The organism is Georgenia faecalis (assembly GCF_003710105.1).
In the GTDB taxonomy this organism is placed as follows: Bacteria; Actinomycetota; Actinomycetes; order Actinomycetales; family Actinomycetaceae; genus Georgenia_A; species Georgenia_A faecalis.
Map to the genome: position 1 here is coordinate 3,233,442 of NZ_CP033325.1, position 26,391 is coordinate 3,259,832.

24 protein-coding genes, 1 tRNA gene, 1 pseudogene and 1 riboswitch are annotated in these 26,391 nt (G+C 74.0%); of the genes and pseudogenes, 14 read left to right on the plus strand and 12 right to left on the minus strand.

Annotated features, from left to right (window positions below):
* Window positions 1–13 precede the first annotated feature (13 nt).
* A riboswitch (TPP riboswitch) is annotated at window positions 14–128 on the minus strand.
* Between the two features lie 100 nt (window positions 129–228).
* Window positions 229–483, plus strand: coding sequence for a DUF4235 domain-containing protein (locus tag EBO36_RS14205; RefSeq protein ID WP_122825185.1), 255 nt, complete (start codon window positions 229–231; stop codon window positions 481–483).
* A 24-nt stretch (window positions 484–507) separates the two neighbouring features.
* Here EBO36_RS14205 and mnhG read toward each other — a convergent pair whose 3' ends face one another.
* From mnhG to EBO36_RS14240, 7 genes are all read right to left on the minus strand, one after another.
* A complete protein-coding gene (gene mnhG / locus EBO36_RS14210; protein ID WP_122825186.1) occupies window positions 508–906 on the minus strand; it encodes a monovalent cation/H(+) antiporter subunit G in 399 nt (132 codons plus the stop codon).
* Window positions 903–1,502, minus strand: a complete 600-nt coding sequence (locus EBO36_RS14215) for an MrpF/PhaF family protein (protein ID WP_122825187.1) — start codon at window positions 1,500–1,502, stop codon at window positions 903–905. The genes mnhG and EBO36_RS14215 overlap by 4 nt, the downstream gene beginning before the upstream one ends.
* The gene (locus tag EBO36_RS14220; RefSeq protein ID WP_342352719.1) at window positions 1,499–2,164 is read right to left on the minus strand and encodes a Na+/H+ antiporter subunit E; all 666 of its coding nucleotides are present in this window, start codon (window positions 2,162–2,164) and stop codon (window positions 1,499–1,501) included. Before EBO36_RS14220 ends, EBO36_RS14215 begins: the two co-directional genes overlap by 4 nt.
* The gene (locus tag EBO36_RS14225; RefSeq protein WP_122825188.1) at window positions 2,161–3,753 is read right to left on the minus strand and encodes a Na+/H+ antiporter subunit D; all 1,593 of its coding nucleotides are present in this window, start codon (window positions 3,751–3,753) and stop codon (window positions 2,161–2,163) included. Before EBO36_RS14225 ends, EBO36_RS14220 begins: the two co-directional genes overlap by 4 nt.
* Window positions 3,750–4,274: a Na(+)/H(+) antiporter subunit C gene (locus EBO36_RS14230; protein ID WP_187695821.1), complete on the minus strand. Its 525-nt coding sequence runs from the start codon at window positions 4,272–4,274 to the stop codon at window positions 3,750–3,752. Before EBO36_RS14230 ends, EBO36_RS14225 begins: the two co-directional genes overlap by 4 nt.
* Complete coding sequence (locus EBO36_RS14235) at window positions 4,271–7,282, minus strand: Na+/H+ antiporter subunit A (protein WP_122825189.1); 3,012 nt, start codon at window positions 7,280–7,282, stop codon at window positions 4,271–4,273. The genes EBO36_RS14230 and EBO36_RS14235 overlap by 4 nt, the downstream gene beginning before the upstream one ends.
* A 333-nt stretch (window positions 7,283–7,615) precedes the next feature.
* Window positions 7,616–8,425, minus strand: coding sequence for a DUF2382 domain-containing protein (locus EBO36_RS14240; RefSeq protein WP_122825190.1), 810 nt, complete (start codon window positions 8,423–8,425; stop codon window positions 7,616–7,618).
* A gap of 395 nt (window positions 8,426–8,820) precedes the next feature.
* Between EBO36_RS14240 and EBO36_RS14245 the strand changes: the two genes are divergently transcribed.
* The 3 genes from EBO36_RS14245 (at window position 8,821) to EBO36_RS14255 (ending at window position 10,942) form a co-directional block, all read left to right on the plus strand.
* On the plus strand, window positions 8,821–9,741 hold the full coding sequence (locus EBO36_RS14245; RefSeq protein ID WP_122825191.1) for a hypothetical protein: 921 nt from the start codon (window positions 8,821–8,823) through the stop codon (window positions 9,739–9,741).
* A gap of 167 nt (window positions 9,742–9,908) precedes the next feature.
* A complete protein-coding gene (locus EBO36_RS14250) occupies window positions 9,909–10,286 on the plus strand; it encodes a phage holin family protein (protein WP_387966945.1) in 378 nt (125 codons plus the stop codon).
* A complete protein-coding gene (locus EBO36_RS14255; protein WP_122825193.1) occupies window positions 10,283–10,942 on the plus strand; it encodes a DUF3618 domain-containing protein in 660 nt (219 codons plus the stop codon). The genes EBO36_RS14250 and EBO36_RS14255 overlap by 4 nt, the downstream gene beginning before the upstream one ends.
* Window positions 10,943–11,051: 109 nt before the next feature.
* On the opposite strand, the gene EBO36_RS14260 is transcribed toward EBO36_RS14255, so the two are convergent.
* Together EBO36_RS14260 and dcd are read right to left on the minus strand one after the other, a co-directional pair.
* Window positions 11,052–12,083, minus strand: a complete 1,032-nt coding sequence (locus tag EBO36_RS14260; protein WP_122825194.1) for a hypothetical protein — start codon at window positions 12,081–12,083, stop codon at window positions 11,052–11,054.
* 1 nt (window position 12,084) lies between these two features.
* Entirely contained in the window at window positions 12,085–12,663 is a 579-nt protein-coding gene (dcd, locus tag EBO36_RS14265) for a dCTP deaminase (RefSeq protein ID WP_122825195.1), read from the minus strand.
* Window positions 12,664–12,800: 137 nt separating this feature from the next.
* On the opposite strand from dcd, the gene EBO36_RS14270 reads away from it, so the two are divergent.
* The 5 genes and pseudogenes from EBO36_RS14270 (at window position 12,801) to EBO36_RS14285 (ending at window position 16,537) form a co-directional block, all read left to right on the plus strand.
* Window positions 12,801–12,871 (plus strand) — tRNA-Gly (locus EBO36_RS14270).
* 283 nt (window positions 12,872–13,154) lie between these two features.
* Window positions 13,155–13,850 carry an N-acetylmannosamine-6-phosphate 2-epimerase gene (locus tag EBO36_RS14275; RefSeq protein WP_122825196.1) on the plus strand — a complete coding sequence of 232 codons (696 nt, stop codon included), beginning with the start codon at window positions 13,155–13,157 and terminating at the stop codon, window positions 13,848–13,850.
* Between the two features lie 91 nt (window positions 13,851–13,941).
* A pseudogene (locus EBO36_RS14280) lies at window positions 13,942–15,163 on the plus strand (PTS transporter subunit EIIC); the annotation flags it as partial.
* A gap of 143 nt (window positions 15,164–15,306) precedes the next feature.
* Window positions 15,307–15,585 (plus strand): PTS sugar transporter subunit IIB, encoded by a 279-nt coding sequence (locus EBO36_RS16060; RefSeq protein ID WP_465253905.1) that lies wholly within the window; start codon window positions 15,307–15,309, stop codon window positions 15,583–15,585.
* Between the two features lie 112 nt (window positions 15,586–15,697).
* Window positions 15,698–16,537 carry a PRD domain-containing protein gene (locus EBO36_RS14285; protein WP_122825198.1) on the plus strand — a complete coding sequence of 280 codons (840 nt, stop codon included), beginning with the start codon at window positions 15,698–15,700 and terminating at the stop codon, window positions 16,535–16,537.
* An 18-nt stretch (window positions 16,538–16,555) separates the two neighbouring features.
* Here EBO36_RS14285 and EBO36_RS14290 read toward each other — a convergent pair whose 3' ends face one another.
* Complete coding sequence (locus tag EBO36_RS14290; RefSeq protein ID WP_244925300.1) at window positions 16,556–18,010, minus strand: S1C family serine protease; 1,455 nt, start codon at window positions 18,008–18,010, stop codon at window positions 16,556–16,558.
* Window positions 18,011–18,132: 122 nt separating this feature from the next.
* Between EBO36_RS14290 and EBO36_RS14295 the strand changes: the two genes are divergently transcribed.
* Complete coding sequence (locus tag EBO36_RS14295; protein ID WP_122825199.1) at window positions 18,133–18,744, plus strand: MarR family winged helix-turn-helix transcriptional regulator; 612 nt, start codon at window positions 18,133–18,135, stop codon at window positions 18,742–18,744.
* A 25-nt stretch (window positions 18,745–18,769) separates the two neighbouring features.
* Here the strand turns inward: EBO36_RS14295 and EBO36_RS14300 are convergent, their stop codons facing one another.
* Both EBO36_RS14300 and EBO36_RS14305 read right to left on the minus strand, forming a co-directional pair.
* Complete coding sequence (locus tag EBO36_RS14300; RefSeq protein WP_122825200.1) at window positions 18,770–19,291, minus strand: MarR family winged helix-turn-helix transcriptional regulator; 522 nt, start codon at window positions 19,289–19,291, stop codon at window positions 18,770–18,772.
* Window positions 19,292–19,363: 72 nt separating this feature from the next.
* A complete protein-coding gene (locus EBO36_RS14305) occupies window positions 19,364–20,080 on the minus strand; it encodes a M50 family metallopeptidase (protein WP_122825201.1) in 717 nt (238 codons plus the stop codon).
* A gap of 99 nt (window positions 20,081–20,179) precedes the next feature.
* Here EBO36_RS14305 and EBO36_RS14310 point away from each other — a divergent pair, with 99 nt between their 5' ends.
* From EBO36_RS14310 to EBO36_RS14325, 4 genes are all read left to right on the plus strand, one after another.
* Complete coding sequence (locus tag EBO36_RS14310; RefSeq protein ID WP_122825202.1) at window positions 20,180–21,142, plus strand: TIGR03885 family FMN-dependent LLM class oxidoreductase; 963 nt, start codon at window positions 20,180–20,182, stop codon at window positions 21,140–21,142.
* A gap of 1 nt (window position 21,143) precedes the next feature.
* Window positions 21,144–22,817, plus strand: coding sequence for an alpha-amylase family protein (locus EBO36_RS14315; RefSeq protein WP_122825203.1), 1,674 nt, complete (start codon window positions 21,144–21,146; stop codon window positions 22,815–22,817).
* Window positions 22,818–22,936: 119 nt separating this feature from the next.
* Window positions 22,937–25,369, plus strand: coding sequence for a circularly permuted type 2 ATP-grasp protein (locus EBO36_RS14320; RefSeq protein WP_244925301.1), 2,433 nt, complete (start codon window positions 22,937–22,939; stop codon window positions 25,367–25,369).
* Window positions 25,366–26,388: a transglutaminase family protein gene (locus EBO36_RS14325; RefSeq protein ID WP_122825204.1), complete on the plus strand. Its 1,023-nt coding sequence runs from the start codon at window positions 25,366–25,368 to the stop codon at window positions 26,386–26,388. Before EBO36_RS14320 ends, EBO36_RS14325 begins: the two co-directional genes overlap by 4 nt.
* The last annotated feature ends 3 nt before the right edge of the window (window positions 26,389–26,391 follow it).

Sequence of the window (26,391 nt, forward strand, 5' to 3'; positions counted from 1 at the left end):
CGCACGGGTACGGGGAGAGAAATTCCCGACTCCCTTCGCCGGTGCTAACCGGAGCAGGTTCGAGGGTCTGCGGCGTTCCGCACTCTCAGCACCGTGCCCTCGCGGGTGGTGCTCCCCTGTCGTTCACGGCGAGCCTACCGCGTGGCCGGCGACGCGCGCGGGGCGTTCGGCGACGTGCACCGGGCGGGCGGCCCCGATAGTTTGAGCACCCCACGAGGACGGAGAGACATGGACATCGGGTGGAAGTTGCTGAGCACTGCGTCGATCCTGGTGACGGGAACCGTCGTCCACAAGGTCATCGACCTGGGCTGGAAGGCCGCCACCGGCCATGAGCCGCCCAAGGACCCCGACGACCACGGGGTGAGCATGGGCGAGGTCATCGCCTTCGCCATGGTCTCCGGTGCGATCGTCGAGGTCACCCGCCGGCTCGTGCTGCGCGGGGCCGCCAAGGCCTACGGCGGGCCGGTCGACAAGCACGCCTGAGCGGACCAGCCGCACGGAGCGAGCTCAGCGGGCCCCCGGGTCGCGCTGGGCTCGCTCTCGTTGCGCCTGCTCCCGCTCCGCACGGTCGAGATCGGCGGTGAGCTCATCGACGACGAGGAGGTCCGCCCGTACCTTGCCGGTGCGGTACCCGGCGCGACCGAGCATGTGCGCCGAGATCGGCGCGGTGATGAGCTGGAACGCGACGACGAGCGCCAGCGTCCACAGCACCGTCGGCTCGCGCAGGACGAGCGCCAGGCCCGCCACGAGCAGGAGCAGCCCCAGCGACTGCGGCTTGGTCGCCGCGTGCATCCGGGACAGCAGGTCGGGAAAGCGCGCCAGGCCCAGGGCCGCGACGAGCGCGAGCGCGCACCCGAGGAGGAGGCAGACGGCGCCCAGGACGTCGGCCACGGCGGTCCAGGTCACGGGGCACCTCCGGTGGTCGGTGAGGCCGCCGGGTCCGACGGGTCGGAGTCGTCGCGAGAGTGGCGGTAGGTGTCCCGCCCGCTCGACAGGGCGTCACCGGGGTCGCCCGGGGGCTCGGGCGACGGCCCGCCCATGACCTCCTCGGCGCTCGGCGTGTGCCGGCGCCGGCTCCAGCGCCGCTGCCGCCCCGCACCCCCGCCGCGCGTGGGCACGTCGAGCACGGCGATGACGACGTTGGTGTCGACGTCGTGGACCGGCGGGGCGTCGTCGGAGATGAGCGCCTCCCGTTCCGCGAGGAGCTGGTCGAGCTCCTCCCGGGTGAGGATGCGGGCCTCGTCGGCGGACTCGGCGGCGGCGAACCGCGCGATGGAGACCGAGCTGATGAACCCGACGAGCGCGAGGAGGACGAGGACCGGCACGAGGTCGTTGCGCCCGGTGGCCGCCGCGACCACCGTCACCGTGCCGATGAAGACGGCGGTCAGGACGTCGACCCCGATGATCCGGTCGAACATGCTCGGGCCTCGCTCGACCCGGCTCAGCGCCAGCACCGCGGCGGCGCCGAGCATGAGGAAGCAGACCAGGTAGACGACGGTCATCGCGCCTCCCCCTCCCGACGGTCCTCGTCGGTGTGCTCGGCGTCGGCGTCGGCGTCCGGTCGCGCAGCCAGCTGCCCGGCGCGCGGGGAGGCGCCCGGTGCCAGCCCGGCGTCGGCGAGCTCGGCGTCCGAGGCGAAGGCCCGCAGGATGCGCTCCTCCTGGTCGAGCACCGCCTGGTGCGCCCGCTCGATCCCGCCCTGCAGGGCGAGGTCGACGACGTGGATGTACAGGGTCCCGGTGAGGCGGTGCGCCTCGATGACGATCGACCCGGGGACGAGGGACGTCATCCCCGCGGTCATGGTGAGGTACACGTCGGAGTGGCTGCGCAGCTTCACCCGGATGACACCGCCGTGCGGCTCGCCGCCGCGCACCGCGAGCAGGGCCACCTCGTACGAGGCGACGACGACGTCGCGCAGGAACCGCACGAGGAGCCGGACGACGCCCCACGGCCGGAAGCTCCCGTCGAACGGCGTCGGGGGCAGCGGTAGGAGCGTCGTGAGGAAGACGGCGATGAGCAGGCCGTTGACGACGTTCGCCAGGGACAGGTCGCCCCAGAGCAGCACCCACACGACGGTGAGCCACAGGAGCATCGCCCAGCTCGCGCGGAGCCGGCGCCGGCGGTGGGAGGGGGCGACCCGCATGGCCGGTGGCACGGAGCTCACGGCACGCTCCCCTCGGTCTCCTCGACGTCCTCGATGTCTCCCGTGTCCTCCTGGCGGTCGGCGTCCTCGGTGACGTCGCGCGACTGCCCGGTCCCCCGCCCGCCATCGACGAGGACGGAGTCGACGTAGGGCGAGCGGGCGCGCAGGTCACGCGCCGCCCGGTCGGTGTAGTCGTACAGCGGACCGGCGATGACGGTGAGGCCGAGGGAGAGGACCACGAGCCCCGCGGTCGCGCCCACCATGCCGGCCGAGGAGGACGTCTCCGGCAGCTCCTCGGGCGCCTCCTGCCAGAAGGCCTGGTTCCACGCCTTGGTGATGGCGTAGAGGGTGAGCAGGCTCGTGAGGAGCGACCCGGCGACGAGCGCCCACGACAGCGCACCGCCGTCGACCACCCCAGCCTGGATGAGCCCCGCCTTGCCGAGGAACCCGGACATCGGCGGGATGCCGGCGAGGTTCATCGCGGGGATGAAGAAGAGGATCGCCAGGAGCGGCGCGAGGCGGGCGAGGGAGCCCAGGCGGGCCAGCGACGTCGTCCCCCCGCGGCGCTCGATGAGTCCGGCCACGAGGAACAGCGCCGTCTGGACGGTGATGTGGTGGACGACGTAGTAGATCGCCGAGGACAGCCCGTCATCGGTGGCCATGGCGATGCCCCACACCATGAAGCCGATGTGACTCACCAGCGTGAAGGACAGCATCCGCTTGATGTCCTGCTGCGCGACGGCGCCGAGGATGCCGACGACCATGGTGACGAGGGCCGCCACCATGAGCAGGTCGTCCGCGCGGCCGGTCGGGAAGAGCAGGGTCTGCGTCCGGATGATCGCGTACACGCCCACCTTGGTGAGCAGCCCGGCGAACACCGCGGTGACCAGCGCCGGGGCCGTGGGGTAGGAGTCCGGGAGCCAGGCGTGCAGCGGGAAGATCGCCGCCTTGATGCCGAATGCCACGAGGAGCATCACCTGGAGGACGAGCTGGGTCCCGGGGTCGATCTCGGCGAGCCGCCCGGAGAGCTGGGCGAGGTTGACCGTGCCGGTCGCCGCGTACACCAGCGCGATCGCGGTGAGGAAGATGATCGAGGAGAGCAGGGAGACGACGACGTAGGTCGTGCCCGCGCGCACCCGTTCCCGCGTACCACCGAGGGTGATGAGCACGAAGCTCGCGACGAGGAGGATCTCGAAGCCCACGTAGAGGTTGAACAGGTCGCCGGCGAGGAAGGCGTTGGACACCCCCGCGGACAGCACGAGGTACGTGGGGTGGAAGATCGTCAGCGGCGCCCCCTGGTCGCCGTCGGCGGCGCCCTGGGCGAGGGAGTAGACGAGGACGGCGAGGGTGACCGTCACCGAGACGGCGAGCATGAGCGCGGAGAGGCGGTCCGCGACGAGGGTGATGCCCACCGGCGCCGCCCACCCGCCGATGTCGAGGACGAGCGGGCCGTCGTTGACGGCGACGAGCAGGACGACGGCGATGGCGAGCACCGTGGTCAGCGAGACGAGGGAGATGACCCGCTGCGCGCGCGGGTACCTCGCGAACGCCAGCGCCAGCCCGGCGCCGATGAGCGGGATGAGGACCGGGAGGGGGACGAGCTCGTTCATCGCAGCGCCTCCCCGTCGTCGGCGCCCATCGCCGGGCGGTGGTGCCCCCGCGGCGCGTGCTCGTCCTCGCTGGCGGTCTCGTCGCGGACGCTCGCGGCGTCCTCCGCCAGGCTCGTCCCGGCGTCGTCCGTGCTGCGCGCCGGGAGCTCGTTGCGCTCCGCCCGGCGGGCGATCCGGCGGTCCTCGAGGTCGTCCTGCACCTCGTCGTGGCCGTTGAGCTGCCACGACCGGTAGGCCATGGCGAGGAGGAACGCAGTCATCCCCAGGGTGATGACGATGGCGGTGAGGATCATCGCCTGCGGGAGGGGGTCGCTCATGTCCTCAGGGGCGGCGGCACCGATGATGGGCGGCGCGCCCGCGCGGCCACCGGCGATGAGGAAGAGGACGTTGACGCCGTTGGAGATGAGGGCGATCCCCACGACGATCCGGGTGAGGCTGCGCTCGAGGAGGAGGTAGACCCCGGTGCCGACGAGGACGCCGACGAGCAGGACGAGGGCGAGGGACGGGCTGGTGTCGATCATCGGGTGCCTCCGTCGGTCCCGGGCGGGGCGCCGACGGGCGCACCGGCGAGGGCGGCGTCGTCGATCGTGGGCTGCGGGGAGTCGTAGGCGACGTCGGGTGCCGCGTTGCCCTCGAGCTCACCCTGGCGGTCGACCTCCGCGCCGAGGCTGCGGAGGATGTCGAGGATGAGGCCGACGACGACGAGGTAGACGCCCATGTCGAAGAACAGCGTCGTCACGAGGTGCAGCTCGCCGAACGGGCCGAGGTCGGCGTCGATGACCGTCGACTGCAGGACGTCCCCGCCGACGAGCAGCGGCGCCGCACCGACGCCGGCGGAGAGGAACAGCCCGATGCCGAGGAGCCAGCCGGCCTGGATCGGCATGGCCTCGCCGAGCTCGTAGCGCCCGCCCGCCAGGTACCGCACCGTGAGGGCGACGCCGGCGACGAGGCCACCGGCGAACCCGCCGCCCGGGGCGTTGTGCCCGGCGAAGAGCAGGTAGAGCGAGAAGACGAGCATGGTGTGGAACACCAGCCGCGTGCCGACCTCGAAGATCACCGAGCGGCGCTGGGGCGCCAGCGTCGCTCCGCCGGTGAGCCACTCGCGGTTCCGGCCGGGGGCGCGCAGCTCGGCCGCCGGGGTGTCGGAGCCGGGCGGGCGGCGCAGGGCCGCGGCACGGTCGGGCTCGTCGCGGCCCCACACGACGGGGCGCACCGCGGCGCGGGAGAGCTGCGCGGTGCGGTCGATGCCGCCGGAGCGGGCCCGGAGGAAGACCAGGGAGGCGATGCCGGTGGCGGCCACGAGGAGCACGGAGAGCTCGCCCATGGTGTCCCAGGCGCGGATGTCGACCAGGGTGACGTTGACGACGTTCTTGCCGTACCCGAACTCGTACGCCTCCGCGGGGAAGCTCTCCGAGACCGGGGCGTCCACCCGGGAGCCGGCCGCGACCATGGCCAGCCCGGCGAAGAGCAGGCCGGCGGCCACGCCGACGGCGGCACGCCACCACCGCGAGAAGGCCAGCGGGCGGTTGGAGAAGTAGGCGGGCAGCCGGCGCAGGACGAGGACGAAGACGACGAGGGTCACCGTCTCGACGAGCACCTGGGTGAGCGCCAGGTCCGGGGCGCCGTGCAGCTCGAAGAGGATGGCGACGCCGTACCCCACGCAGCCGAGGAGCACCACCGCCTTGAGGCGGCGGCGGGCGCGGGCGGCGAGGAAGGCGACGACGACGATGAGCGCGACGACAACGGCCTGGACCCCGCTGTCCCAGGCCCGCACCTGCTCGGGAAGCGTGGCGCGCATGAGCGCGGCACCACCGGCGAGGACGACGGTGGTCCCGAGGATGGTGGAGAGGTAGGCAGGCAGCGAGCCTCGCTGGGTGAGGGCGGTGACGTCGGCAGCCAGGTTGTCGAGGGCGCGCATCGTGCTCCGGTAGGCGTCCTGCGCGCTGCCCGGCGGGGCCACGGCCTCCTGGAAGCGCTCCATCCGCGTGCGGCCGGCGAACAGGAGGGCGCCGGCACCGAGGATGACGGCGGTGAGCAGGACCGGCGTGCCGAACCCGGCCCACAGGGTGAGGTGCCCCGGCTCCCCCACCCGGTAGGTGTCGGCGAACGGGGCGAGGACGCGCTCGGTCATGCCGGGGGTGAGCCCGACGGCCAGGCTCAGGGCCGCCAGGACCACCGGCGAGGCGACGATGAGGCGCGAGGTGCGCTTCGCCTCCCGGGCCGGGACCCCCGGCTTCGTGGCGAAGGCGCCCCAGAGGAAGCGCAGGCCGTAGGCCGTGGTGAGGATCGACCCGAGGACGACGGCGACGAGCGTGACGACCTCGGCGGGACCGGCGTCGTGGCTCAGCGCCTCGAGCGCGGCCTCCTTGGCCACGTAGCCCGCCAGCGGCGGGATCCCGATCATGGAGGCGGTGGCGACGACCGCGCTGATCGTCGAGAGCGGCATCCGGCGCGCCACGCCGCTGAGCTCGCGCAGGTCGCGGGTGCCGACCGACCAGTCGATGATGCCGACGACGAGGAAGAGGCACGCCTTGAACATGGCGTGCGCGGCGATCATCGCGAGGCCGGCGAGGGCCACGGCCCGGTGGTCGGAGCCGACGAGGACGATGATGAGGCCGAGCTGGCTGACGGTGCCGAACGCGAGGAGCAGCTTGAGGTCGTGCTGGCGCAGGGCGCGCCAGCCCCCGAGGAGCAGCGTGCCGAGGCCGAGCGTGAGCACCGTCCACTGCCACACCGGCAGCTCGGCGTAGCCCGGCGCCAGGCGCGCGACGAGGTACACGCCGGCCTTGACCATGGCGGCCGCGTGCAGGTACGCGCTCACCGGCGTCGGGGCCGCCATGGCCGCGGGCAGCCAGAAGTGGAACGGCACCAGCGCGGACTTGCTCACCGCCCCGAGGAGGACCAGGACGATCGCGGCGGGCACGATCCCGCCGGTCGGCGGGGAGGCGGCGAGCTCGCTGAGGCGGTAGCTCCCGCCGGGTGCCTCCCCCAGCGCGATGAGGCCGGCCAGCATGGCCAGGCCGCCCAGGGTGGTGATGACGATGGCCTGGATAGCGGCCCGCCGGGAGTTCTGCCGGTCGTGGTAGTGGCCGATGAGCAGGAAGGAGAAGACGGTGGTGAGCTCCCAGAACACGTAGAGCAGGAGCGTGTTGTCGGTCGTGACGAGGCCGAGCATGGCGCCCGCGAACGCGACGAAGACGCCCGCGAACCGGCCGAGGCCCTTCGCCGTGGACGAGAAGTACGCGGCGCAGTAGAGGAGCACCAGCGCACCCACACCGCCGACGAGGAGCACCATGAGCCACGAGAGCGGGTCGAGGCGGAAGTCGAGGTTGAGGTCGAGCGCGCTCACCCAGCTCACCGACTGGGTGGGGTGATCGCCGGAGAGGACCGCCGACGTCTGCGTCAGCGCCCACACGGCGGCGGACGCCGGCACGAGGGCGAGCACCGCGAAGAACCGGCGCCCCCAGACCTTGACGCATGCAGGCGCGACCATCGCCACCACGAAGTGGACGATCAGCAACTGCAGCACGGGCCGCTCCGGGGTCGTCGAGTGGGCGATCGGAACACGGCGGCGCGTGGGTACGGAGAAAGGACCGAAGCGCGCCGGCGGAGGGGTTTCGGCCATCCTAACAAGCGCGTGCGGTCCCCCGGTTGTGCCGTCGCGCCGGCGCCGGGCCCTGCGCCGGCCGGGCGGACCGCGAGCCGGACGCACCGCGAGCCGGACGCACCGCGAGCCGGACGCACCGCGAGCCGGGCGCACCGCGTGACGGCCCGGCGCGCGAACAGCGCGCCCGCCGAGGCGGACGCGCTGTGCGTGGTGCCTGACCGGGCCCGACGGGCCGCGGTGCGGTGACGCCGGCGGTCAGTGGCGGGTGGTGTCACCGTCGACGTCGGTGTCCGCCCGCTCCTTGCGGACCTCCTCGGTCACGGTCTGCTGGTCGGTGACCGTCTCGGTCCCGAGGCTCACGCGCTCGACCGCCCGGGCCTTCTTGTCCACGACGACCTCGTCCTCGTGGAGGGTCACGACGGCCTCGTCGTCACCGAAGTCCTCGACGCGGACGCCGTCCGCCTCGGAGATGGGCTCGCGCTCGATGCGGACCTCCTCGCGCTGGACGGGGACCGTCTTCGTCACCTGCTCGGTGACGACGTACTTGCGCAGGCGGACGCGCCCGGCCTCCCGCCGGCGGGTGCCCACGTTCACCTCCTCCTCGGACAGGACCACCGAGGCGTCGTCGTCCGCGCGGCGGTCGGTCCGGCTGGTCCCGGCCACGTCGCCGGTGCCGGTCGTCGCTGTCGTGCCGGTGGTGCCCGTCGTGCCGACGGTCCCCGTCGTCCCCGTCGTGCCGGTGGTGCCCGTCGTGCCGACGCCGTAGTAGGCGTAGAGCTCGTCCTCCTCCTGAGGGGAGAGCGACTGGTCGGCGTCGTCGATGCGCGGCGCGTCCTTGACCTTGTGCTTGTCGTAGGGGACGCGGACGTTCTCCCCCTCGACGGTGGCGGCGTCCAACGGGACGAAGGACTCGCTCGAGCCGAACAGCCCCGTCTTGACGGTCACCCAGCTCGGCTCGCCGGTGACGTCGTCGAGGTAGACCTGCTCGACCTTGCCGATCTTGTCGCCGTCGTTGCCGACGACGTGGCCGCCGAGGATCTCGGAGATCTGTGCGGTGGTGATCATGGTGCCTCCAGTAGCTGACGCATCCGGAGGGCTCGCGACCATCTGGCGGCGCCCCCGGCCGGGTGTCTCCCACCGAGGACGCTAAGCGCGGGTCAGCACCGGGGCGAGTCGATCATGGCGCGGTTCTGAACAACTTCTCCTACGGCTGTGCCCGACCGGGGGGCCGGGCCGCGGAACGGCGCGGAGCGGCCGCGCCGCGACGTCGCCGCGGGACCGATATCTGGGCGATCGCGGGGCTCGCGCATGGGCTCGCACCCGGCGGCCAGGGACTCGACTTTCTCTTTGCCGGCCCGTTCGGGAGGCGCGATCTCGCCTCTGGGGCGATCATGGTGCAGTGACTTCGCGTCAGCAGTGGTGCGAAACCGATTCAAAGGTCCACAACCGAAGGGACTGACATGACTGACGGATACACGCCGGCCGGCGACCCCGACCTCCTGGGCGGGGAGACGATCCCCCCGACGCCCCCCGCGTCCTCGACGCCGGCGAGCGGCACCGGAGGGACGAGCAGCACGGGCAGCGCGTCCGGTGGCGGGACGAAGGACACCGCCAAGCAGGAGGCCGCCAACGTCGCGCAGACCGCCGGCGACAGCGCCAAGAACGTCGTGGGCACGGCCACTGAGGAGGCCAAGCGCACCGCCGCTGAGGCCCAGCGCCAGGCCAAGGACCTGCTCCGGCAGGGCCAGTCGCAGCTCCAGGAGCAGGCGACCAGCCAGCAGCAGCGCCTCGCCACCGGGCTCCGCTCCCTCTCCGGTGAGCTCACCCAGATGGCTGACGGCACCGAGGACTCCGGCATGGCTGCCGAGCTCGCCCGGCGCGCCTCGCAGTACGCCGACCAGGCCGGGAGCTGGCTCGAGGAGCGCAGCCCGAGCGACCTGCTCGACGAGGTCCAGACCTTCGCGCGCCGTCGCCCCGGTGCCTTCCTCGCCATCGCCGCCGGCCTCGGCGTCGTCGTCGGGCGACTCGCCCGCGGCCTGAAGGACAACAGCTCCGACGAGGCCGACGCCGGCGAGGCGAGCTACCCCGCCCCCGCGTACGGCACCGCGACGTCCTACGGCACCACCCCCGGCTACACGACGGCCCCGACCGGCTACGGCACCGCGCCGGCTGCGGGCTACGGCACCACCCCGGGCGCGTACGGCACGACGCCCGCGGGCTACGCCACCACGCCGACCGGCCCGGGCACCACCTCCTCCGCGACGGGCTACACCACGCCGCCCGCGGACGACCCCGCCCTCGACATCGCCCCGGCGGAGTCGAACCCCTACCCGCCGGCGACGAGCTTCGACCAGCCCTATGGCTCGGGCGGGGCGCGATGACGACGCCGAACGAGAACCTCGGTTCGACCGCGGTTCCGCCGTCGGCCGGCTACGCCACGGGTACGCCCGGCGCGGTCCCCGCGGGTGCCTACGGCGCCCCCGGCGCCTCGGCCGCGCCGGCGCCACGCGCCGCGGCGAACGACCCGCAGGACGCGTCCCTCGGCGAGATCGTCGGCACGATCACGCGGGACATCTCCACCCTCATGCGCCAGGAGGTCGAGCTCGCCAAGGTCGAGCTCAAGCAGAGCGCCACCCAGGCAGGCAAGGGCGCCGGGCTGTTCGCCGGCGCCGGCGTGGCCGGGAACTACGTCCTGCTGTTCCTCTCCCTCGCCCTGTGGTGGGTGCTCGGCGCGTGGATCGGTGACGGGGACGCCGTACCGGCCCTCGGCTGGTCCGCACTCATCGTCGCCATCATCTGGGCCGTCATCGCCGCCGTGCTGGCGTCGATGGGCCGCAAGGAAGCCAAGCGCGCCAAGGGCATGCCGCAGACCGCGGACACCGTGAAGAAGATCCCGGACGCTCTCAAAGGACAGGAGCACGCATGACCACCAACGACCCGGACGCGATCCGCGCTGACATCGAGCGGACGCGCGCGGAGCTCAGCGAGAACGTCGACGCGCTCACCGACAAGGTGAGCCCCGGCAAGATCGCCCAGCGACAGACGGACAAGGTCAAGGACGCCGTCGGCGGCGTCAAGGAGAAGGTGTTCGGGACCGCCTCGGACGCCAAGGACAAGGTGTTCGGTGCCGCCTCAGGCGCCACGGACACCGTTCGGGAGAAGGCAGGCAGCATGCGTGAGGGTGCAGGGAACACGGCCGGCTCGCTGACCGGCACGGCGCGGAACGCCCCGTCGTCGGTCAAGGCGCAGGCGCAGGGCAACCCCCTCGCCGCGGGCCTCGTCGCCTTCGGCGTCGGCCTGCTCGTCGCCTCGCTCATCCCGTCCTCCGAGAAGGAGCGCACCGCCGTCGCGCAGGCCAAGGACAGCGACGCCCTCCAGGGCGCGACCGAGGCCGCGAAGGGACTGGCGCGCGAGACCGCGGAGCAGTTCAAGGAGCCGGCGCAGCAGGCCGTGCAGTCGGTGAAGGAGACGGCCCAGGAGGGTGCTGCGGCCGTCAAGGACGAGGGCGCCTCCGCCGCCCAGGACGTCAAGGGCCAGGCCCAGGACGCCAAGGACACCGTCCAGGAGTCGCGCCAGAGCTAGGCGCCTGACCAGACCCGCAGGGGTCCCGGCCGGAATCGGCTGGGGCCCCTGTGTGCTGTCCGGAGCCGGGTCGGGCCGGCGTCAGGGGCCGACGTCCGGGGAACCGGCGTCAGGGGGCGCGCAGCCCCTCGACGTCGACGAGGAACCCGTCGTCGTCGACGATCTCGCCCCCGGCGACGCCGTGCAGGGCCATGGCGGCGCGCCCGATGAGGGCCCCGACCCGGCCGCGGGCGCGCCGCTGGCCGATCGGCGGGCGTGGCCCCAGCGCCGCCTCCGGGTCCACCGGGCGCCAGCGCAGCTCGTAGGCGATGACGCCGTGCCGCGCCCACGGCAGCGCGCGCAGGATCCCGGGGGCCTGCGGCTCCCCCGCGACGCTCACCTCGACGAGGCCGTCGGCGCCCAGGTCCGCGACCGCGGCGTACCCCTCGAGGACGGCGTCCCGGGCGAGCGCCGCCGCGTCGAAGGCGTCGGCCTCGGCGTGCAGCCACTCCCGTTCGCCCGGGTCCATCCCGGCGACCGCCACGGCCCGGGGTCCGTCCACCTCCAGCCGCGGCGGCAGGGGCTCCCGGGGCTCGTCGTCCCACGCGGGCCGGACCTGCGGGAGGGGGCCGGCGAGCACGCTCACGCACGCCTCCGGCTCGAGCCAGACCGGGGAGTACAGCGTGAGGTCGACGGCGCTCGCCGGATCCGGCACGAGGACGGCCCCGGTCCCAGCCACGCGCAGGGCCCCGCCCAGACGGCGGGCCTGGGCGAGGAGGTGCTCGAGCACCCGCGCCTCCAGGCCCGCGGGCGCCCCCTCGGGGAACGCGTCGAGGAGCCCGCCCCGCCCGAGCAGCTCGGGCGGGACCGCGCCCGAGCGCTCCACCGGGCAGTGCACGAGGAAGGCGCACGCCGCCCAGGCGGGCAGGTCGAACGCCTGCCGGAGCGCGCCGTCCAGCCCCCAGGGACCGGTGAGCTCGGCCGCGCCGGTGAGCCGCAGCGCCGCCGGGCCCAGCCAGCCGGCGTCGTCGAAGTGGCTGGCGGCGAGCACCTCGACCTCCGCCGGGTCGACGTCGTCGGCGAGGACGAGGAGGTGCCGGGGCTCGCCGAGGACGCGGTCCAGCAGCGCCAGGACGTCGTCGTCCCCGCCGTCGGCGGTCATGTCAGTCGATGATCGTTCGGGAGAACCCGAGGTGCGAGCGCGACGCCGTCGGGCCGCGCTGGCCCTGGTAGCGCGAGCCACTGGCACCCGCGCCGTACGGGCTCTCCGCCGGGCTGGAAAGGCGGAAGAAGCACAGCTGGCCGATCTTCATGCCGGGCCACAGCATGATGGGCATCGTCGCGGTGTTGGACAGCTCGAGGGTGACGTGCCCGGTGAACCCCGGGTCGATGAACCCCGCCGTGGAGTGGGTGAGCAGGCCGAGCCGGCCCAGGGAGGACTTGCCCTCGAGGCGGGCGGCGATGTCGTCGGGCAGGGTGACGAGCTCGTAGGTGGCGCCGAGGACGAACTCGCCGGGGTGCAGGACGAACGGCTCCTCCGGCCCCACCTCGACGAGGCGGGTGAGGTCGGGCTGCTCCGCCGCCGGGTCGATGACCGGGTACTTGTGGTTGTCGAAGAGCCGGAACCAGCGGTCGAGCCGCACGTCGACGCTCGACGGCTGCACCATGGCCGGGTCGAAGGGGTCGAGCTGCACGCGGCCGGAGCCGATCTGTGCACGGATGTCGCGGTCGGAGAGAAGCACGAGGGCGATTGTGCCGCACCGGGGCGGGCAGCGGTGCGCGGCCGGCGACGACGGCACCGGCGAACCGCCCCGGCGGGACGGTCGATCCAGCGCCGCCCGTTCGGTATAGTGGCGTGCTGTGCCGCTCTGCGGCACGTGCGGGTGTAGTTCAGTGGCAGAACTTCAGCTTCCCAAGCTGATAGCGCGGGTTCGATTCCCGTCACCCGCTCTCTCGAGGGCCAGACCAGGGCACGTGCCGCGGTCTGGCCCTTCGTCGTCCCCCTCCCCGCCACGCCCACCGCGCGCGCCGGCGGCAGGTTGACAGTCCAACCCCGGCCGGTCCACGATCGATCCGCACTTCGGTGCATCGGCACTCGGGCTTGTTACTCACGAGGCAAAACCTGAGGCTCGCGGAGCGTCCTTCGACGCGTCCGTCAGTCCAGTTGACCTGTCCGCCCGGGCCGCGCACGGCTGCGTTCCCGGACGGGCACCGATGTCCCGGAGGACGCCTCGTGCCCCACCACCCCCTTGTCGACGCCCTGCGCGGCGGTCTCGTCGTCTCCTGCCAGGCGCTGCCCGGCGAGCCGCTCTACGTCCCCGCCGGCGGGGTCATGCCGCTGCTGGCGAAGGCCGCCGAGCTCGCCGGAGCCGTCGGGATCCGCGCCAACTCCGCGCGCGACGTCCGCGAGATCAAGGCCGCCGTCGACCTGCCGGTCATCGGCCTCGTGAAGAAGGACTACCCGCCGGGCGAGGCGTACATCACCGTCACCATGGCGGAGATCGACGACCTCGTCGCCGCCGGGGCCGACGTCATCGCCATGGACGCCACCCTGCGCCCCCGGTTCGACGGCGTGAGCGTGGCCGACTTCGTCGCCGGCGTGCGCAGGGCTTACCCGGACCAGCTCCTCATGGCGGACATCGCCACGCTGGAGGAGGGCGTCCACGCCGCCGAGATCGGCTTCGACCTCGTCGGCACCACGCTCAGCGGGTACACCCCGCAGTCCACCGACGCCCCGGCGCCCAACGTCGAGCTGGTCCGGGAGCTCGCCGCCCGCATCGACGTCCCCGTCGTCGCCGAGGGCCGGATCCGCACCCCGGAGCAGGCGCGGACGATGCTCGACGCCGGCGCGTACTGCGTCGTCGTCGGCGGCGCCATCACCCGCCCCCTGGAGATCGCCACCGGCTTCGTCGAGGCCATGCGTCCCTGACGCGCCCCGCCCGTCACACCGCGGCCGTCGCACCCCGTTCGTCGTACCCCGCACTCTCCCTCCCCCACCGGCCCCATCCCTGGAGTCCCCCGTGTTCAAACAGCTGCAGAAGATCGGCAAGGCGTTCATGCTGCCGATCGCGATCCTCCCCGCCGCCGGCCTGCTCCTCGGCATCGGCGGCGCCCTGTCCAACCCCAACACCGTCGCGGCGTACCCGGTCCTCGACCACCGGATCCTCCAGGCGATCTTCGGGGTGATGAGCGCCGCGGGGTCGATGGTCTTCAACAACCTCCCGCTCCTGCTCTCCATCGGCCTGTGCATCGGCCTGGCGAAGCGGGACAAGGGCACCGCCGCCCTCGCCGGCGTCGTCGGCTACCTCGTGATGACCGGCACCACCACCCAGCTCCTCACCTTCTTCAACCCCGAGGGTCAGGCCATCGACACGGGCGTCATCGGCTCCCTCGTCATCGGCGCCGTCGCGGTGTGGCTGCACAACCGCTACTACAACATCCAGCTCCCCCAGGTCCTCGGGTTCTTCGGCGGCTCCCGCTTCGTCCCGATCGTCACGGCGCTCGCCGCCATCGTCGTGGGCGCGGCGTTCTACCTCGTCTGGCCGCCGATCCAGGAGGGCCTGGTGAGCGCGGGGACCGGCATCGCCGCCGCCGGGCCGCTGGGCACCTTCCTCTACGGCTTCCTCCTGCGCCTGTCCGGCGCCCTGGGCCTGCACCACACGATCTACCCGCTGTTCTGGTACACCCCGCTCGGCGGGACCGAGATGGTCGCCGGCGCCGAGGTCGCCGGTGCGCAGACGATCTTCTTCGCCCAGCTCGCCGACCCGGCCCACCAGGGCCTGTTCACCGAGGGCACGAAGTACTTCGCGGGCCGGTTCGGCACGATGATGTTCGGCCTCCCCGCCGCCTGCCTCGCCATGTGGCACGCCGTCCCCAAGGACCGCCGCGCGCGGTACACGGGCCTCTTCGCCGGTGTGGCGCTCACCTCGTTCATCACGGGCATCACCGAGCCCATCGAGTTCATGTTCCTCTTCGTCGCGCCGCTGCTCTACGTCGTGCACGCCTTCCTCGACGGCCTGTCGTTCCTCGTCGCGGACCTCCTCGACATCCGGATCGGGAACACCTTCTCGGGCGGCGCCATCGACTTCACCCTCTTCGGCGTCCTCCAGGGCAACGAGCAGACCAACTGGCTGCTCGTGCTGCCGGTGGGCCTGGTGTGGTTCGCCCTGTACTACGTCGTCTTCTCCTTCTTCATCCGCAAGTTCAACGTCCCCACGCCCGGCCGGGTCGAGGAGACCGACGGCACCGACGGCACCGCCGACGCCTCGGCGATCACGGACGCCTCGGTCACCACGGACGACGGCGCCGAGCCGGTGACGGCCGGCGCACCGGGTGCGGGCACGGCGGGCGCCGCGACCGCGGCCCCCGCAGCCCCGACCGCGACGATGACCCGCCCCGCGTCGAGCGGCAAGCAGGCCCTGCGCGAGGAGGCCACCCAGATCCTCGCCGCCCTCGGCGGCCCGGAGAACGTCGAGGACATCGACGCGTGCATCACCCGCCTGCGGGTCTCCGTCAAGGACCCGACGCAGGTCGACAAGGACGCCCTCAAGCGCATCGGCGCGGCCGGGGTGTTCGAGGTCTCGGGCGGCGTCCAGGCCGTCTACGGCGGCAAGGCCGTCCTGTACAAGAACGAGATCGACGAGCTCATCGGCCACGAGGACTGATGGGCTCCCCGGCGGTGCGCGGGCGCGGCCCGCGCACCGCCGGGAACGCGCACCCTGGTACGCGCGATACGGTCACGCGAGCCCCTCACGGGGCGAGAAGGCGAGGCGATCCGTGCTGACCGTGGTCAGGGTCATCAACAACAACTTCATCCTCGGGGCCGACCCCGGTGGCAGCGAGAGCGTCCTCATGGGCCGCGGGCTCGGGTTCGGCGCACGGGCCGGGGACGCCGTCGACCCCTCCCGCGTCAGCCGCGCGTTCACCTCCGGCACCGGGACCCCCGACCGGCTGGCCGCCCTCATCGCGCAGCTCCCCGTCGAGGACGTCGAGCTGGCCACGGAGATCGTCGACGCGGCCGCCGCCGAGTTCGGCCGCGACGTCGCCGACCGGATGCTCGTTCCTTTCACCGACCACCTCAGCTTCGCCCTGAGGCGGGCCCGCGAGCAGATGGCCATCACCTACCCGCTGCAGTGGGAGGTGGAGAGCCTGTACACCCGCGAGGTGGCCTTCGCCCGGCGGGCCCTCGCCCTCGTCACCGAGCGCACCGGCGTCGCCCTGCCGCCGGTGGAGGCCATCCCCGTCGCCCTCCACCTCGTCAACGCCCAGTTCGGGCACGACGACGTCGGCCGCACCATGGAGCTCACCACCCTCATCCGGGACGTCATGTCCGCGCTCGACGTCCGGCACGGCGTGGGCATCGACGTCGACGCCCCGGAGGCGTCCCGGTTCGTCACGCACCTGCGGTACCTGCTCGTCCGTCAGCGCGAGGGGGAGGTCCTCGAGGACGGGCTGTCGGAGATGGCCCGCAACCTCCAGGACGGCTACCCGGCCGAGTTCGCCTCGGCCCTGGCCGTGCGGGACATCCTCGAGGGCCACTTCGGCTCCGAGCTCAACCAGGACGAGCTCGTCTACCTCACGCTGCACATCATCCGGCTCGTCCGGCGGCGCGGGTAGCGCCCCCGGCCGGCCGGCTCAGCGCGCGTCCTCGCGCGTGGCCAGGGTGACCTCCACCTCCGCGGCGTCGCCGTCGCGGACCACCCCGAGCGTCACGTCCTCCCCGCTGGGGTGCTGGCGGACGAACCCGGTGAGCGACTCCGCGCCGGTCACCGGGTCGTCGTCGATGGAGACGATGACGTCGCCGGGCCGCAGGCCCGCCTCCGCCGCCGGGGTCCCGGGCTCGACCGCCTGGATCTCGGCGCCGGACCGGGTCTGGCCCTCGACCTCGACGACGGCGTCCGCCAGCGAGACACCGAGGAAGGCGTGCTCGGCGACGCCGTTGGCGATGAGCTGGTCGGCGACCAGCCGGACGAGGTTGCTGGGGATCGCGAAGCCGAGGCCGATGCTCCCGCCCTGGCCGCCGGACCCGCTGGACAGGGAGGCGATCGAGCTGTTGATCCCGATGACCCGCCCGTTGGGGTCGAACAGCGGCCCGCCGGAGTTGCCCGGGTTGATCGCGGCGTCCACCTGGATCGCGTTCGTCGTCACGGCCGTGGCCCGCGCGCCCGGCGTGGTCGCCTGCTCCACCGTGGTCACCGGGCGGTCGAGGGCGGAGACGATGCCCGTCGTCACGGTGAAGCTCAGCCCCAGCGGGTTGCCGATGGCCGCGACCGGCTCACCGACGTAGACCTCGTCGGAGTTGCCGAGCTCGGCGGACGCGAGGTCGTCCGGCACCTCGTCCAGGGCGATGACGGCGAGGTCGGTCGCCGCGTCGGTGCCCACGATGCTCGCCGGGACCAGCTGCCCGTCGGCGAGCGTCACGAGGATGCCCCCCTCCACGGCGTTGCCGACGACGTGGTGGTTGGAGACGATGTGGCCCTCGTCGTCGATGATGACGCCCGAGCCCGACCCGGCGCCCGTCGCCGTCTCCACGTCGATGGCGACGGTGGAGGGGCCGACGGCGGCCGCGATGCTCGCCCAGTCCGCGCCCTCGCCGCTCGAGGTGATGACGGGGTCGGCGCTCCCGTCGTCGTCGACGTCCCGCGTCGCGACCGGGTCGGGGTCGTCATCCGTGAGCACCTCGGCGATGCCCACCGTCGCGACGGAGGCGAGCAGCGCCGCCGCGAGCGCCGTGCCCACCAGGGCGGGCCAGCTCGGCCGGCCGCGCCCCTCACGGGGCGGGCCGCCGCCCGGGGGACCCGCGGGCGGCGGGCCGGGGTGGCCGGGGCCGGCGGTTGTCCCGTGGGGTCCCGCGGTGGCGCCGGTGTGCGGGGTGGGGTACCCCGGCGCGCCACCGGGAGTCTCGCCGGCGTACCCGCCAGTGGGGGCGCCGCTCGTGGGCGTGGCGCCGCTCGTGGGGGCACCGCTCGTGGCGGCACCGCTCGTGGGGGCACCCGCCGGGTACCCGCCCGCGGGCGTGGCGCCGCCGGCAGCGCCCGGCGCCGGCTCGGGTGGTGGCATCGCTGCTCGTCGGTCGTCGTCGGTGCTCATGGCGCCCTCCCCCGGTGCACTGGCCCCACCAGTGGACCTCACCGGAGCGGTCCGCGCCCGTCGAGCAGGGCGCCCGCGAGTCGATCATGGAACACCGCCGGGGCCTGCGTCGTTCACCCGTTATGCGCACCACTGCCGATGACGCCGCCCCACGCCCTTCGGCCGCGGAGCTCGCCGCCGCCGCCACGCGGCGGGCCCGAACCCTCGTCCAGCGCACCCAGCCGAGCGCCCACCTCACCCGCGTGCTCGACGTCGTGGACGAGGGAGTGCCGTTGACCACCCCGCACACCGCCGTCTCCCGCACCATCGAGCAGCTCACCGGCCTGCGCCTGGGGGAGGTCCAGACGCTCGCCGCCGTCGCCGACGGCGCCCACCACCACCGCGAGATCGCCCGCCGCACGGGCCAGCCGGACGCGGCCGCCGCGGCGACGGTCGACGGCCTCGTCGCGCGGGGATCCCTCGCCCGGCGGCACCACCCGGCCGAGACCCGGCCCGGCGCCACGCCCACGCTCGTCGGCCTCACCTCGCAGGGGGAGGCGATCCTGCGGCAGGCGGAGGCGATCCAGGTGCGGGTCCTCGACGCCGTCGTCGAGGCGCTCGGCAGCGACCAGACCGACCAGGTCCATGCCGCCGGGCAGGCAGTGCGCCGGACGCTCGCCGAACCGCTCGTGGCCGGCGACGCGCGCCAGATCACCGCCGGACGGTGGCTGACGGGCGCCGCCGAGGCGTCCTGACGGCGAGCGCTAGGAAATCCCGCGGCTAGGAGATCCCACGCCCGCGACCGTACGTGGGCGTGACCCCCGGCGGGCGGATGCGCTGGAGGACGCGCTCCGTCACCGCCTCGAGCTCGACGACGTCCTCGGCGCTCAGGGCGTCGAAGACCAGGGAGCGCACGCGTCCGACGTGGCAGGGGGCCGTCGCCACCACCTTCGCCATCCCGGCATCGGTGAGCACCGCGTTGCGCGCGCGGGCGTTCTCCGTCGAGCGGTGGCGCTCGACGTACCCCTGGCGCTCGAGCCGCGTGAGGACGTGGGAGAGCCGCGACAGCGACCCGCTGGTCGCCTGGGCGAGGACGCTGAGCTGCAGCGTCCGGTCGGCCTGCTCCGAGAGCATCGCCATCGTCATGTACTCGTAGAAGGTGATGCCGGCGTCGCGCTGCATGTGCGCGTCGAGCGCGGCGGGCAGGGTGGTGATGAGCTCGGAGAGGTTGAGCCAGGCCGCCATCTCGGCGTCGTCCAGCCACCGCACCGCCGGCTCCGCGCCGGCGCTGGGCTCCTCCATGACGTTCTCCGTTCTTGATGCTTCAAATTTCGAGTGAACCACGCCCTCCCCGGGTACGGCAACGCCCACCGCTCAGCCCAGCAAGGGAAGCACGGCCCGGGCCGCGACCCAGCTGGCCGCCCCGAGGGCGAGCACGAAGGTCGTCGTCCACACGGCCGTCGGCACCCGGGTGAGCTGCGCGAGGACCGCGGGGTCGGAGCCCCGGTCGGGCGAGCCGAGGACGGCCCCCAGGTGCCGCCACGCCCCGAGGACGAGCATGACGCCCGCCGCCACGAGGACGAGGCCCTGCAGGGTGGGCGAGCCCACCCACCACAGTACGGCGGCGCCGGCCAGGCACCCGAGCACGACGAGTGCCGTGTAGAACGAGCGGACCCGCAGCGCCCCCACGGCGAGCAGGACGAGGAGCGCCGCCAGCACCGGCGGCGCCCACCCGGCCGTGCCCGCGTGGAGCAGGCCCGCCCCCACGAGCGCCGGCGCCGGGTAGCCTGCCCACGTCGTCACGACGCGGCCGGGACCGCGGGCCGGCCCGACGGTGACCGTGTGCCCGGACATGTCCGGACGGAGCACGAGGCCGGTGAAGGAGCGCCCCACGGCCATCCCGACGACGGCGTGGCCGAGCTCGTGGACGACCGTCACCGCCACCCGCACGAGGCGCCAGACACCCGGGACGACGACGAGGGCCGCGCCCAGGGCGAGCGCCAGCCAGACCGTGCGCTCCGCCGTCGTCGCGTCGAGGAGCGCCGGGCCGGGGCGGACCCGGGCCACGACCTCCTGCCATGCCGCCTCCATGCCCCCATCCTCTCCCGCGCGGCGTGGCGGCCCGGCGCGGCGGGGTCACGGGCGGTCCCGGGAGGCGCGCGGGGAGCCGGATCGGATAGACAAGAGACCATGACGGTCATCGGTTTCCACGCCTCGCACGAACAGATCCACCCGCGGCAGCTCCTCGCCGACGTCCAGCTCGCCGAGGAGGTCGGGTTCGGGGCCGCGATGTGCTCGGACCACCTCGAGCCCTGGTCCGAGCGCCAGGGCCAGTCCGGCTTCGCCTGGTCCTGGCTCGGGGCCGCCCTGGCCACCACGGGGCTGCGCTTCGGCGTCGTCAACGCCCCGGGCCAGCGCTACCACCCCGTCGTCGTCGCGCAGGCCGCCGCGACCCTCGCGGCCATGTTCCCCGACCGGTTCTGGGTGGCGCTGGGCAGCGGGGAGAACGCCAACGAGCACGTCACCGGGGACGCCTGGCCCCGCAAGGCGGTCCGCCAGCAGCGCCTCGAGGAGTGCGTCGAGGTCATCCGCCGCCTGCTCGACGGCGACCAGGTGAGCCACGACGGCCTCGTCACCGTGGACCGGGCCCAGCTGTGGACCCGGCCCGAGACCCCGCCCCCGCTCATCGCCCCGGCGCTGAGCGTGGAGACGGCCCGGCGGTCCGCCGCGTGGGCGGACGGGCTCATCACCATCAACGCCGCCCCGGATCACCTGCGCGACGTCCTCGCCGCCTACCGGGAGGCGGGTGGCCGAGGACCGGCGATCCTCCAGGCGCACCTGTCCTGGGCCCCCAGCGAGGAGGAGGCCCTGGCGATCGCCCACGACCAGTGGCGCACGAACACCTTCCCGTCCCCCGTCATGGCCGACCTGGCCACGCCCGCCCACTTCGACGCGGTCGCCGAGGCCGTGCGGCCCGAGGACGTGCGCGAGTCGGTCCTCGTCTCCGCCGACCCCGCCCGCCACACCGCCTGGCTGCACGAGCTCGTCGGCCTCGGTTTCGACGAGGTCTACCTCCACCACGTCGGCGTCACCCAGCGCCCGTTCCTCGAGACCTTCGGTGAGCACGTGCTCCCGGTGCTGGCGGGGAGCTGACGTGCGCATCACCGACACCTCCGACCTGTGGTGGAAGAACGCCGTCGTCTACTGCCTGGACGTGGAGAAGTTCTTCGACTCCGACGGCGACGGCGTGGGCGACTTCATCGGCCTCTCCCAGCGCGTCGACTACCTCGCCCAGCTGGGCGTCACCTGCCTGTGGCTCATGCCCTTCTACCCCACCCCCGACCTCGACGACGGGTACGACGTCTCCGGCGCGTACGGGGTGGACGAGCGCCTGGGGAACCTCGGCGACGTCGTCGAGCTCGTCCGCACGGCCAAGGACCGCGGCCTGCGGGTCATCGCCGACCTCATCGTCAACCACACCTCCGACCAGCACCCCTGGTTCGTGCAGGCCCGCTCGAGCGTGGACAACCCGTTCCGCGACTACTACGTGTGGCGGTCGGACCCGCCGCCGGACACGTCGGACCAGGTGGTCTTCCCGGACGAGGAGGACTCCATCTGGGAGCTCGACGAGCGGACCGGCGAGTGGTACCTCCACCACTTCTACGCCCACCAGCCCGACCTCAACGTCGCCAACCCGCGCGTCCAGGAGGCCATCGCCAAGGCCATGGGCTTCTGGCTGCAGCTCGGGTTCGACGGGTTCCGGGTGGACGCCGTGCCGTACTTCCTCAACGACGGCACCGGGGTCGAGGTGGGGGCGCTCGCCGAGCCGCACGAGTACCTGCGCTCGTTGCGCACGTTCCTCGCCCGCCGCAACGGCTCGGCGATCCTCCTCGGCGAGGTCAACGTCCCCTACCCCAAGCAGCCCGCGTACTTCGGCGGGAAGGAGGGCGACGAGCTCACCATGCTCTTCGACTTCGTCGGCAACCAGGCGATGTACCTCGCCCTCGCCCGCCAGGACGCCGGGCCGCTGGCCCAGGCGCTGCGGGACCGGCCCACGGAGGACGTCTCGCCCGACTCCCAGTACGCCGTCTTCGTGCGCAACCACGACGAGCTCACCCTCGACCAGCTCTCCGACGACGAGCGCGAGGAGGTCTTCGCCGCGTTCGGCCCCGACCCCGACATGCAGCTCTTCGGGCGCGGGCTGCGTCGCCGGCTGCCACCCATGCTCGACGGCGACCCGCGCCGCCTCAAGATGGTCTACAGCCTGCTCTTCGCCCTGCCGGGGACCCCGGTGCTGTTCTACGGGGAGGAGATCGGCATGGGCGAGAACCTCGAGGCGGCCGGACGTCTCGCGGTGCGCTCCCCCATGCAGTGGACGGACGGTCCCAACGGCGGGTTCTCCACGGCCGACGCCGACGACCTCACGGCGCAGGTGGTCACCGGCGCGTACGGGCCCGAGCACGTCAACGTCGCCGCCGCGCGTCGCGACCCGGACTCGCTCCTCCACCACGTCACCGAGCTGGCGCAGCGCTACCGCGAGTGCCCGGAGCTGGGGTGGGGCACCTACGAGGTCCTCGAGCACGACGTCCCCTCGGTCCTCGCCCACCGGTGCACGTGGGGCGAGGCGAGCGTGATCCTCCTCCACAACCTCGCCCCGGAGCCCGCCACCGTGCGGCTCGGGGTCGACGAGGAGGAGGGCACCGTCCTCGCCGACCTCCTCGGGGACGCGACGTTCGCCGTCAGCGAGTCGCAGGTGGGGCTCCCGCTCGACGGCTACGGCCACCGGTGGCTGCGGGTGCAGCGGCCCGGCGACCGTCGCCTGCCGTGAACGACGCGCCCGACGGGGCCCCGACGCTCACGCAAAGGTGGCGTAAAGTGACGCACGGCACGCCGGACCCGACTTGACCATTCATTGATCGACCGGCGGCGAGAGTGGGGAGGCGCGGCGTGACCGACCTCCTCGCGACGTACTCGGCGGCCGGGCCCGGGCACGACGAGATGCTCCAGGCCACCGGCGCCGCCCGGGTCGCGTGGGAGCGCCTGGCCGCGGGGGCCCGCCTGGGCAGCGGGCAGCAGCTCACCGCGCACGCCGAGGAGGTCGCCACCCTGCTCGCGGACCACGGGGTCCCCGACGGCGGCTGGGCGCTCGACCCGCTACCCGTGCTCCTCGACGAGGCCGAGTGGACCCAGCTCGAGGGGGCCATCCGCCAGCGGAGCGAGCTGCTCGACGAGATCCTCACCGACCTGTACGGCCCGCGCCGCCTGCTCACCGCCGGGCTGCTGCCCCCCGAGCTCGTCCTCAGCCACCGCGGGTTCGTCCGCGCCGCGGACGGCATCCGCGTGCCGGGCCGCCACCAGCTCTTCTGCACGGGCGCGGACCTCGCCCGCAACGCCGACGGCTCCTGGGCCGTGATGTCCGTGCGGTCCCAGGCGCCGGTGGGCATGGGGTACGCCATGGAGGGACGCCGCGCCCTCGCCCAGGTGCTCGCGGGCCTGTACCGCGGGTTGCGGATCCGTCGCATCGGGCCGTTCTTCCGCGACATGCTCGAGCACCTGCGCGCCGTCGCCCCGTCCGGCAGCGACGACGACCCCCGCATCGCCCTCCTCACCGCCGGCCCGACCTCCCCCGCTGCGTTCGACGAGGGCTACCTCGCCTCGATGCTCGGCATCCCACTCGTCCAGCCCGAGGACCTCCTCGTCGAGGACGGGCGCGTGTGGGCCCGCGGGCTCGGCCAGCGCCAGGCCGTCGACGTCCTCCTGCGCCGGGTGGACGCCGAGGACTGCGACCCGCTGGAGCTGCACGGGGGGCGCGGCACGCCCGGCCTCCTCCACGCCGCCCGCACGGGCGCGGTGACGATCGTCAACCCGCTGGGCAGCGGCGTCCTGGAGAACCCCGCGCTGCTCACCTACCTCCCCCGCCTGAGCCGCGCGCTGCGGGGCGAGGACCTCGCGCTCGGGTCCGCCGTCACCTACTGGTGCGGCGAGCGGTCGATGTGCTCCCACGTCATCGCCAACCTCGGCCGGCTCGTCATCAAGCCCACATCGCCCCACCGGCACGGGTCCGCGGTGCGCGGGTGGGAGCTGACCAACGACCAGCGCGCCGACCTCGCCGTCCAGATCGCCGCGCAGCCCTGGGCGTGGGTGGGCCAGGAGCCGGTGGAGGCGTCGACCACGCCGACGGTCCACGCCACCGGGCTCGCCGCCCGGCCCACCGTGCTGCGCACGTTCGCCGTGGCCTCCGCCGACGGCTACCAGGTGATGCCGGGCGCACTGGGCACCGTCGTCGCCCCGGGGCCGTCCGCGCGCCGGACCGACATCGCCAAGGACGTGTGGATCCTCGCGACCGAGCCGTTGCGGGCCACCCCGTCCGGGCGCCCCGAGCCGGTGCTGCGCCGCCCCGCCGAGCCCACCGGCATCTCGCCCCGGGCCGCCGGTGACCTGCTCGAGCTCGGCCGGTGGACCGAGCGGGCGGAGGGGACGGTGCGCCTGCTGCGCGCGGTCGTCCACCGCCGGGAGGACGACGCGGGCGAGGGCGGCGCCGACGTCGGCGCGCAGGCCCTCGACGTGCTCCACGGGGCGTTGCGCGAGGTGACGGCGGACCTGCCGCTGTCCCAGCTCATCACCGAGGCGGGCACCCGGGGCACCATCGCCCACGCGGTCGGCCGGATGAGCCGGGCGGCCGCCTCAGCCCGCGACCACCTCTCGCCCGACACCTGGCTCGCCCTGTCCTCCCTCGAGCGGACGCTCCAGCGCGAGCGGCGCCGTGACGACGGCGACGCCGGGCTCGGCCTGGTCCCCACGCTCGGGCGGCTCCTCGAGGGCCTGCTGGCGCTGGGCGGCGTGTACGCGGAGTCGATGGTCCACGACGTGGGCTGGTCCTTCCTCGAGGTGGGGCGCCGCGTCGAGCGGGCCCACGCCCTCGTCGTCACCCTGGGCCCCACGGTGACCACCCGGCGCCCGGTGGCGGTGGAGGCCCTCGTCCTGGAGTCGGTCCTCATGGCGCACGAGTCGGTGCTCACCCACCGCCGCCGCTACGCCTCCCGCCCGCCGCTGCCGGGCACGCTCGCGCTGCTCCTCCACGACACCACCAACCCGCACGGGCTGGCGTTCCAGCTCGCCCGGCTCGCCGAGCTCCTCGCCGACCTGCCCGGGGCGAACGGCGGGGCGCGGTCCCGCGACCAGCTCCTCGTCGACGTCGTCGACCTCCTCACCGAGCTCCCGACGACGGCGCTCGCCGAGGACGCCGGCGGCGCCCGGACCCACCTGGCGGAGTCTCTCGAGGCCATGGCGTGGCGGCTGCGCGCCCTGGAGGCGGAGGTCCGGGCCGTCCACCTCGCCAGCCCGCGCAGTGCCCGGTGGTCCGCGGAGGCCTGGGCATGACCCCCGGCCAGCGCCGCTACCGCGTGGTCCACCGGGCGACGTCGACCTACCCCGAGCCGGTGACGTCCTCCTACGGCCGGGCGCTCCTCCTGCCCCGCGACGGGGCCGGCCAGAACGTGCACCACTCGGTCCTGCACGTCGTGCCCGGCGCGGCGGACCGCGCGGAGCACCTGGACGTCGCGGGGAACCGCGCGACCTACTTCCACATCACCGCCCCCCACACCGTCCTGGAGGTGCGCGCCGAGTCGGTTGTGTCGGTGACCCGCCGCCCCCTCCAGGTCGAGCGCGTCCCCCAGCTGGCCTGGGAGCGCGTCGCCGCCGCCGTGCGGACGATGCGCGCCACCGGGCAGGGCCCGCACGGCGAGGGCGCCGCGGCGATGCTCGGCGTCGTCGACGCGTCCCTGCCGTCGGCCCAGGCGGACCCCGGCGGCGGCGGCGTGCTCGCGTACGCGCTCCCCTCGTTCCCCCCGGGGCTGCCGCTGGTCACCGTCCTCGCGGACCTCGCCGCGCGCCTACGCTCCGACGCCAGCGCGCCCACGCCGCCGGGCGCCCTGGCGCTACCCGGGCTGCCGGCGCTCCCCGCGTTACCAGCCGGGCGGGGCGTGGGCGCCCCGGAGCTCGCCCACCTCATGTGCGCGTGCCTGCGGGCCATGGGCCTCGCCGCCCGGTACGTCAGCGGCTACCGCCGGCCCTCGTCCGGTGACGAGCGGACCGGTGGGCAGGGCCCTCGCGGCGCCCCCGGAGCGGCCGGCGCGGCCGGCGCGGACGCGACGCACGCGTGGACGGCGGTGTGGCTGCCCGGGGCGGGCTGGCTCCACATCGACCCCGCGCACGAGCAGTTCGCCGACGACGGCTACGTCGTGCTCGCGTGGGGGCGCGACGCCCGTGACGTCTCGCCGCTGCGGGGCGTCGTCTTCACCCCCGGCGAGGGCTCTACGCTGACCATCGACGTGACGCTCGAGCCGGTGAGCGACGCGTCGGAGGGCACCGGCGCACCGCGCGCCGGGGAGCACCGCTGAGGA

Coding starts and splice junctions, on each gene's coding strand:
- EBO36_RS14205 (WP_122825185.1), top strand. CDS start 229: ATGGACATCGGGTGGAAGTTGCTGAGCACTGCGTCGATCCTGGTGACG.
- EBO36_RS14215 (WP_122825187.1), bottom strand. CDS start 1,502: ATGACCGTCGTCTACCTGGTCTGCTTCCTCATGCTCGGCGCCGCCGCG.
- EBO36_RS14225 (WP_122825188.1), bottom strand. CDS start 3,753: ATGAACGAGCTCGTCCCCCTCCCGGTCCTCATCCCGCTCATCGGCGCC.
- EBO36_RS14230 (WP_187695821.1), bottom strand. CDS start 4,274: ATGATCGACACCAGCCCGTCCCTCGCCCTCGTCCTGCTCGTCGGCGTC.
- EBO36_RS14240 (WP_122825190.1), bottom strand. CDS start 8,425: ATGATCACCACCGCACAGATCTCCGAGATCCTCGGCGGCCACGTCGTC.
- EBO36_RS14245 (WP_122825191.1), top strand. CDS start 8,821: ATGACTGACGGATACACGCCGGCCGGCGACCCCGACCTCCTGGGCGGG.
- EBO36_RS14255 (WP_122825193.1), top strand. CDS start 10,283: ATGACCACCAACGACCCGGACGCGATCCGCGCTGACATCGAGCGGACG.
- EBO36_RS14260 (WP_122825194.1), bottom strand. CDS start 12,083: ATGACCGCCGACGGCGGGGACGACGACGTCCTGGCGCTGCTGGACCGC.
- EBO36_RS16060 (WP_465253905.1), top strand. CDS start 15,307: ATGACCCGCCCCGCGTCGAGCGGCAAGCAGGCCCTGCGCGAGGAGGCC.
- EBO36_RS14290 (WP_244925300.1), bottom strand. CDS start 18,010: ATGAGCACCGACGACGACCGACGAGCAGCGATGCCACCACCCGAGCCG.
- EBO36_RS14295 (WP_122825199.1), top strand. CDS start 18,133: ATGCGCACCACTGCCGATGACGCCGCCCCACGCCCTTCGGCCGCGGAG.
- EBO36_RS14300 (WP_122825200.1), bottom strand. CDS start 19,291: ATGGAGGAGCCCAGCGCCGGCGCGGAGCCGGCGGTGCGGTGGCTGGAC.
- EBO36_RS14305 (WP_122825201.1), bottom strand. CDS start 20,080: ATGGAGGCGGCATGGCAGGAGGTCGTGGCCCGGGTCCGCCCCGGCCCG.
- EBO36_RS14310 (WP_122825202.1), top strand. CDS start 20,180: ATGACGGTCATCGGTTTCCACGCCTCGCACGAACAGATCCACCCGCGG.
- EBO36_RS14325 (WP_122825204.1), top strand. CDS start 25,366: ATGACCCCCGGCCAGCGCCGCTACCGCGTGGTCCACCGGGCGACGTCG.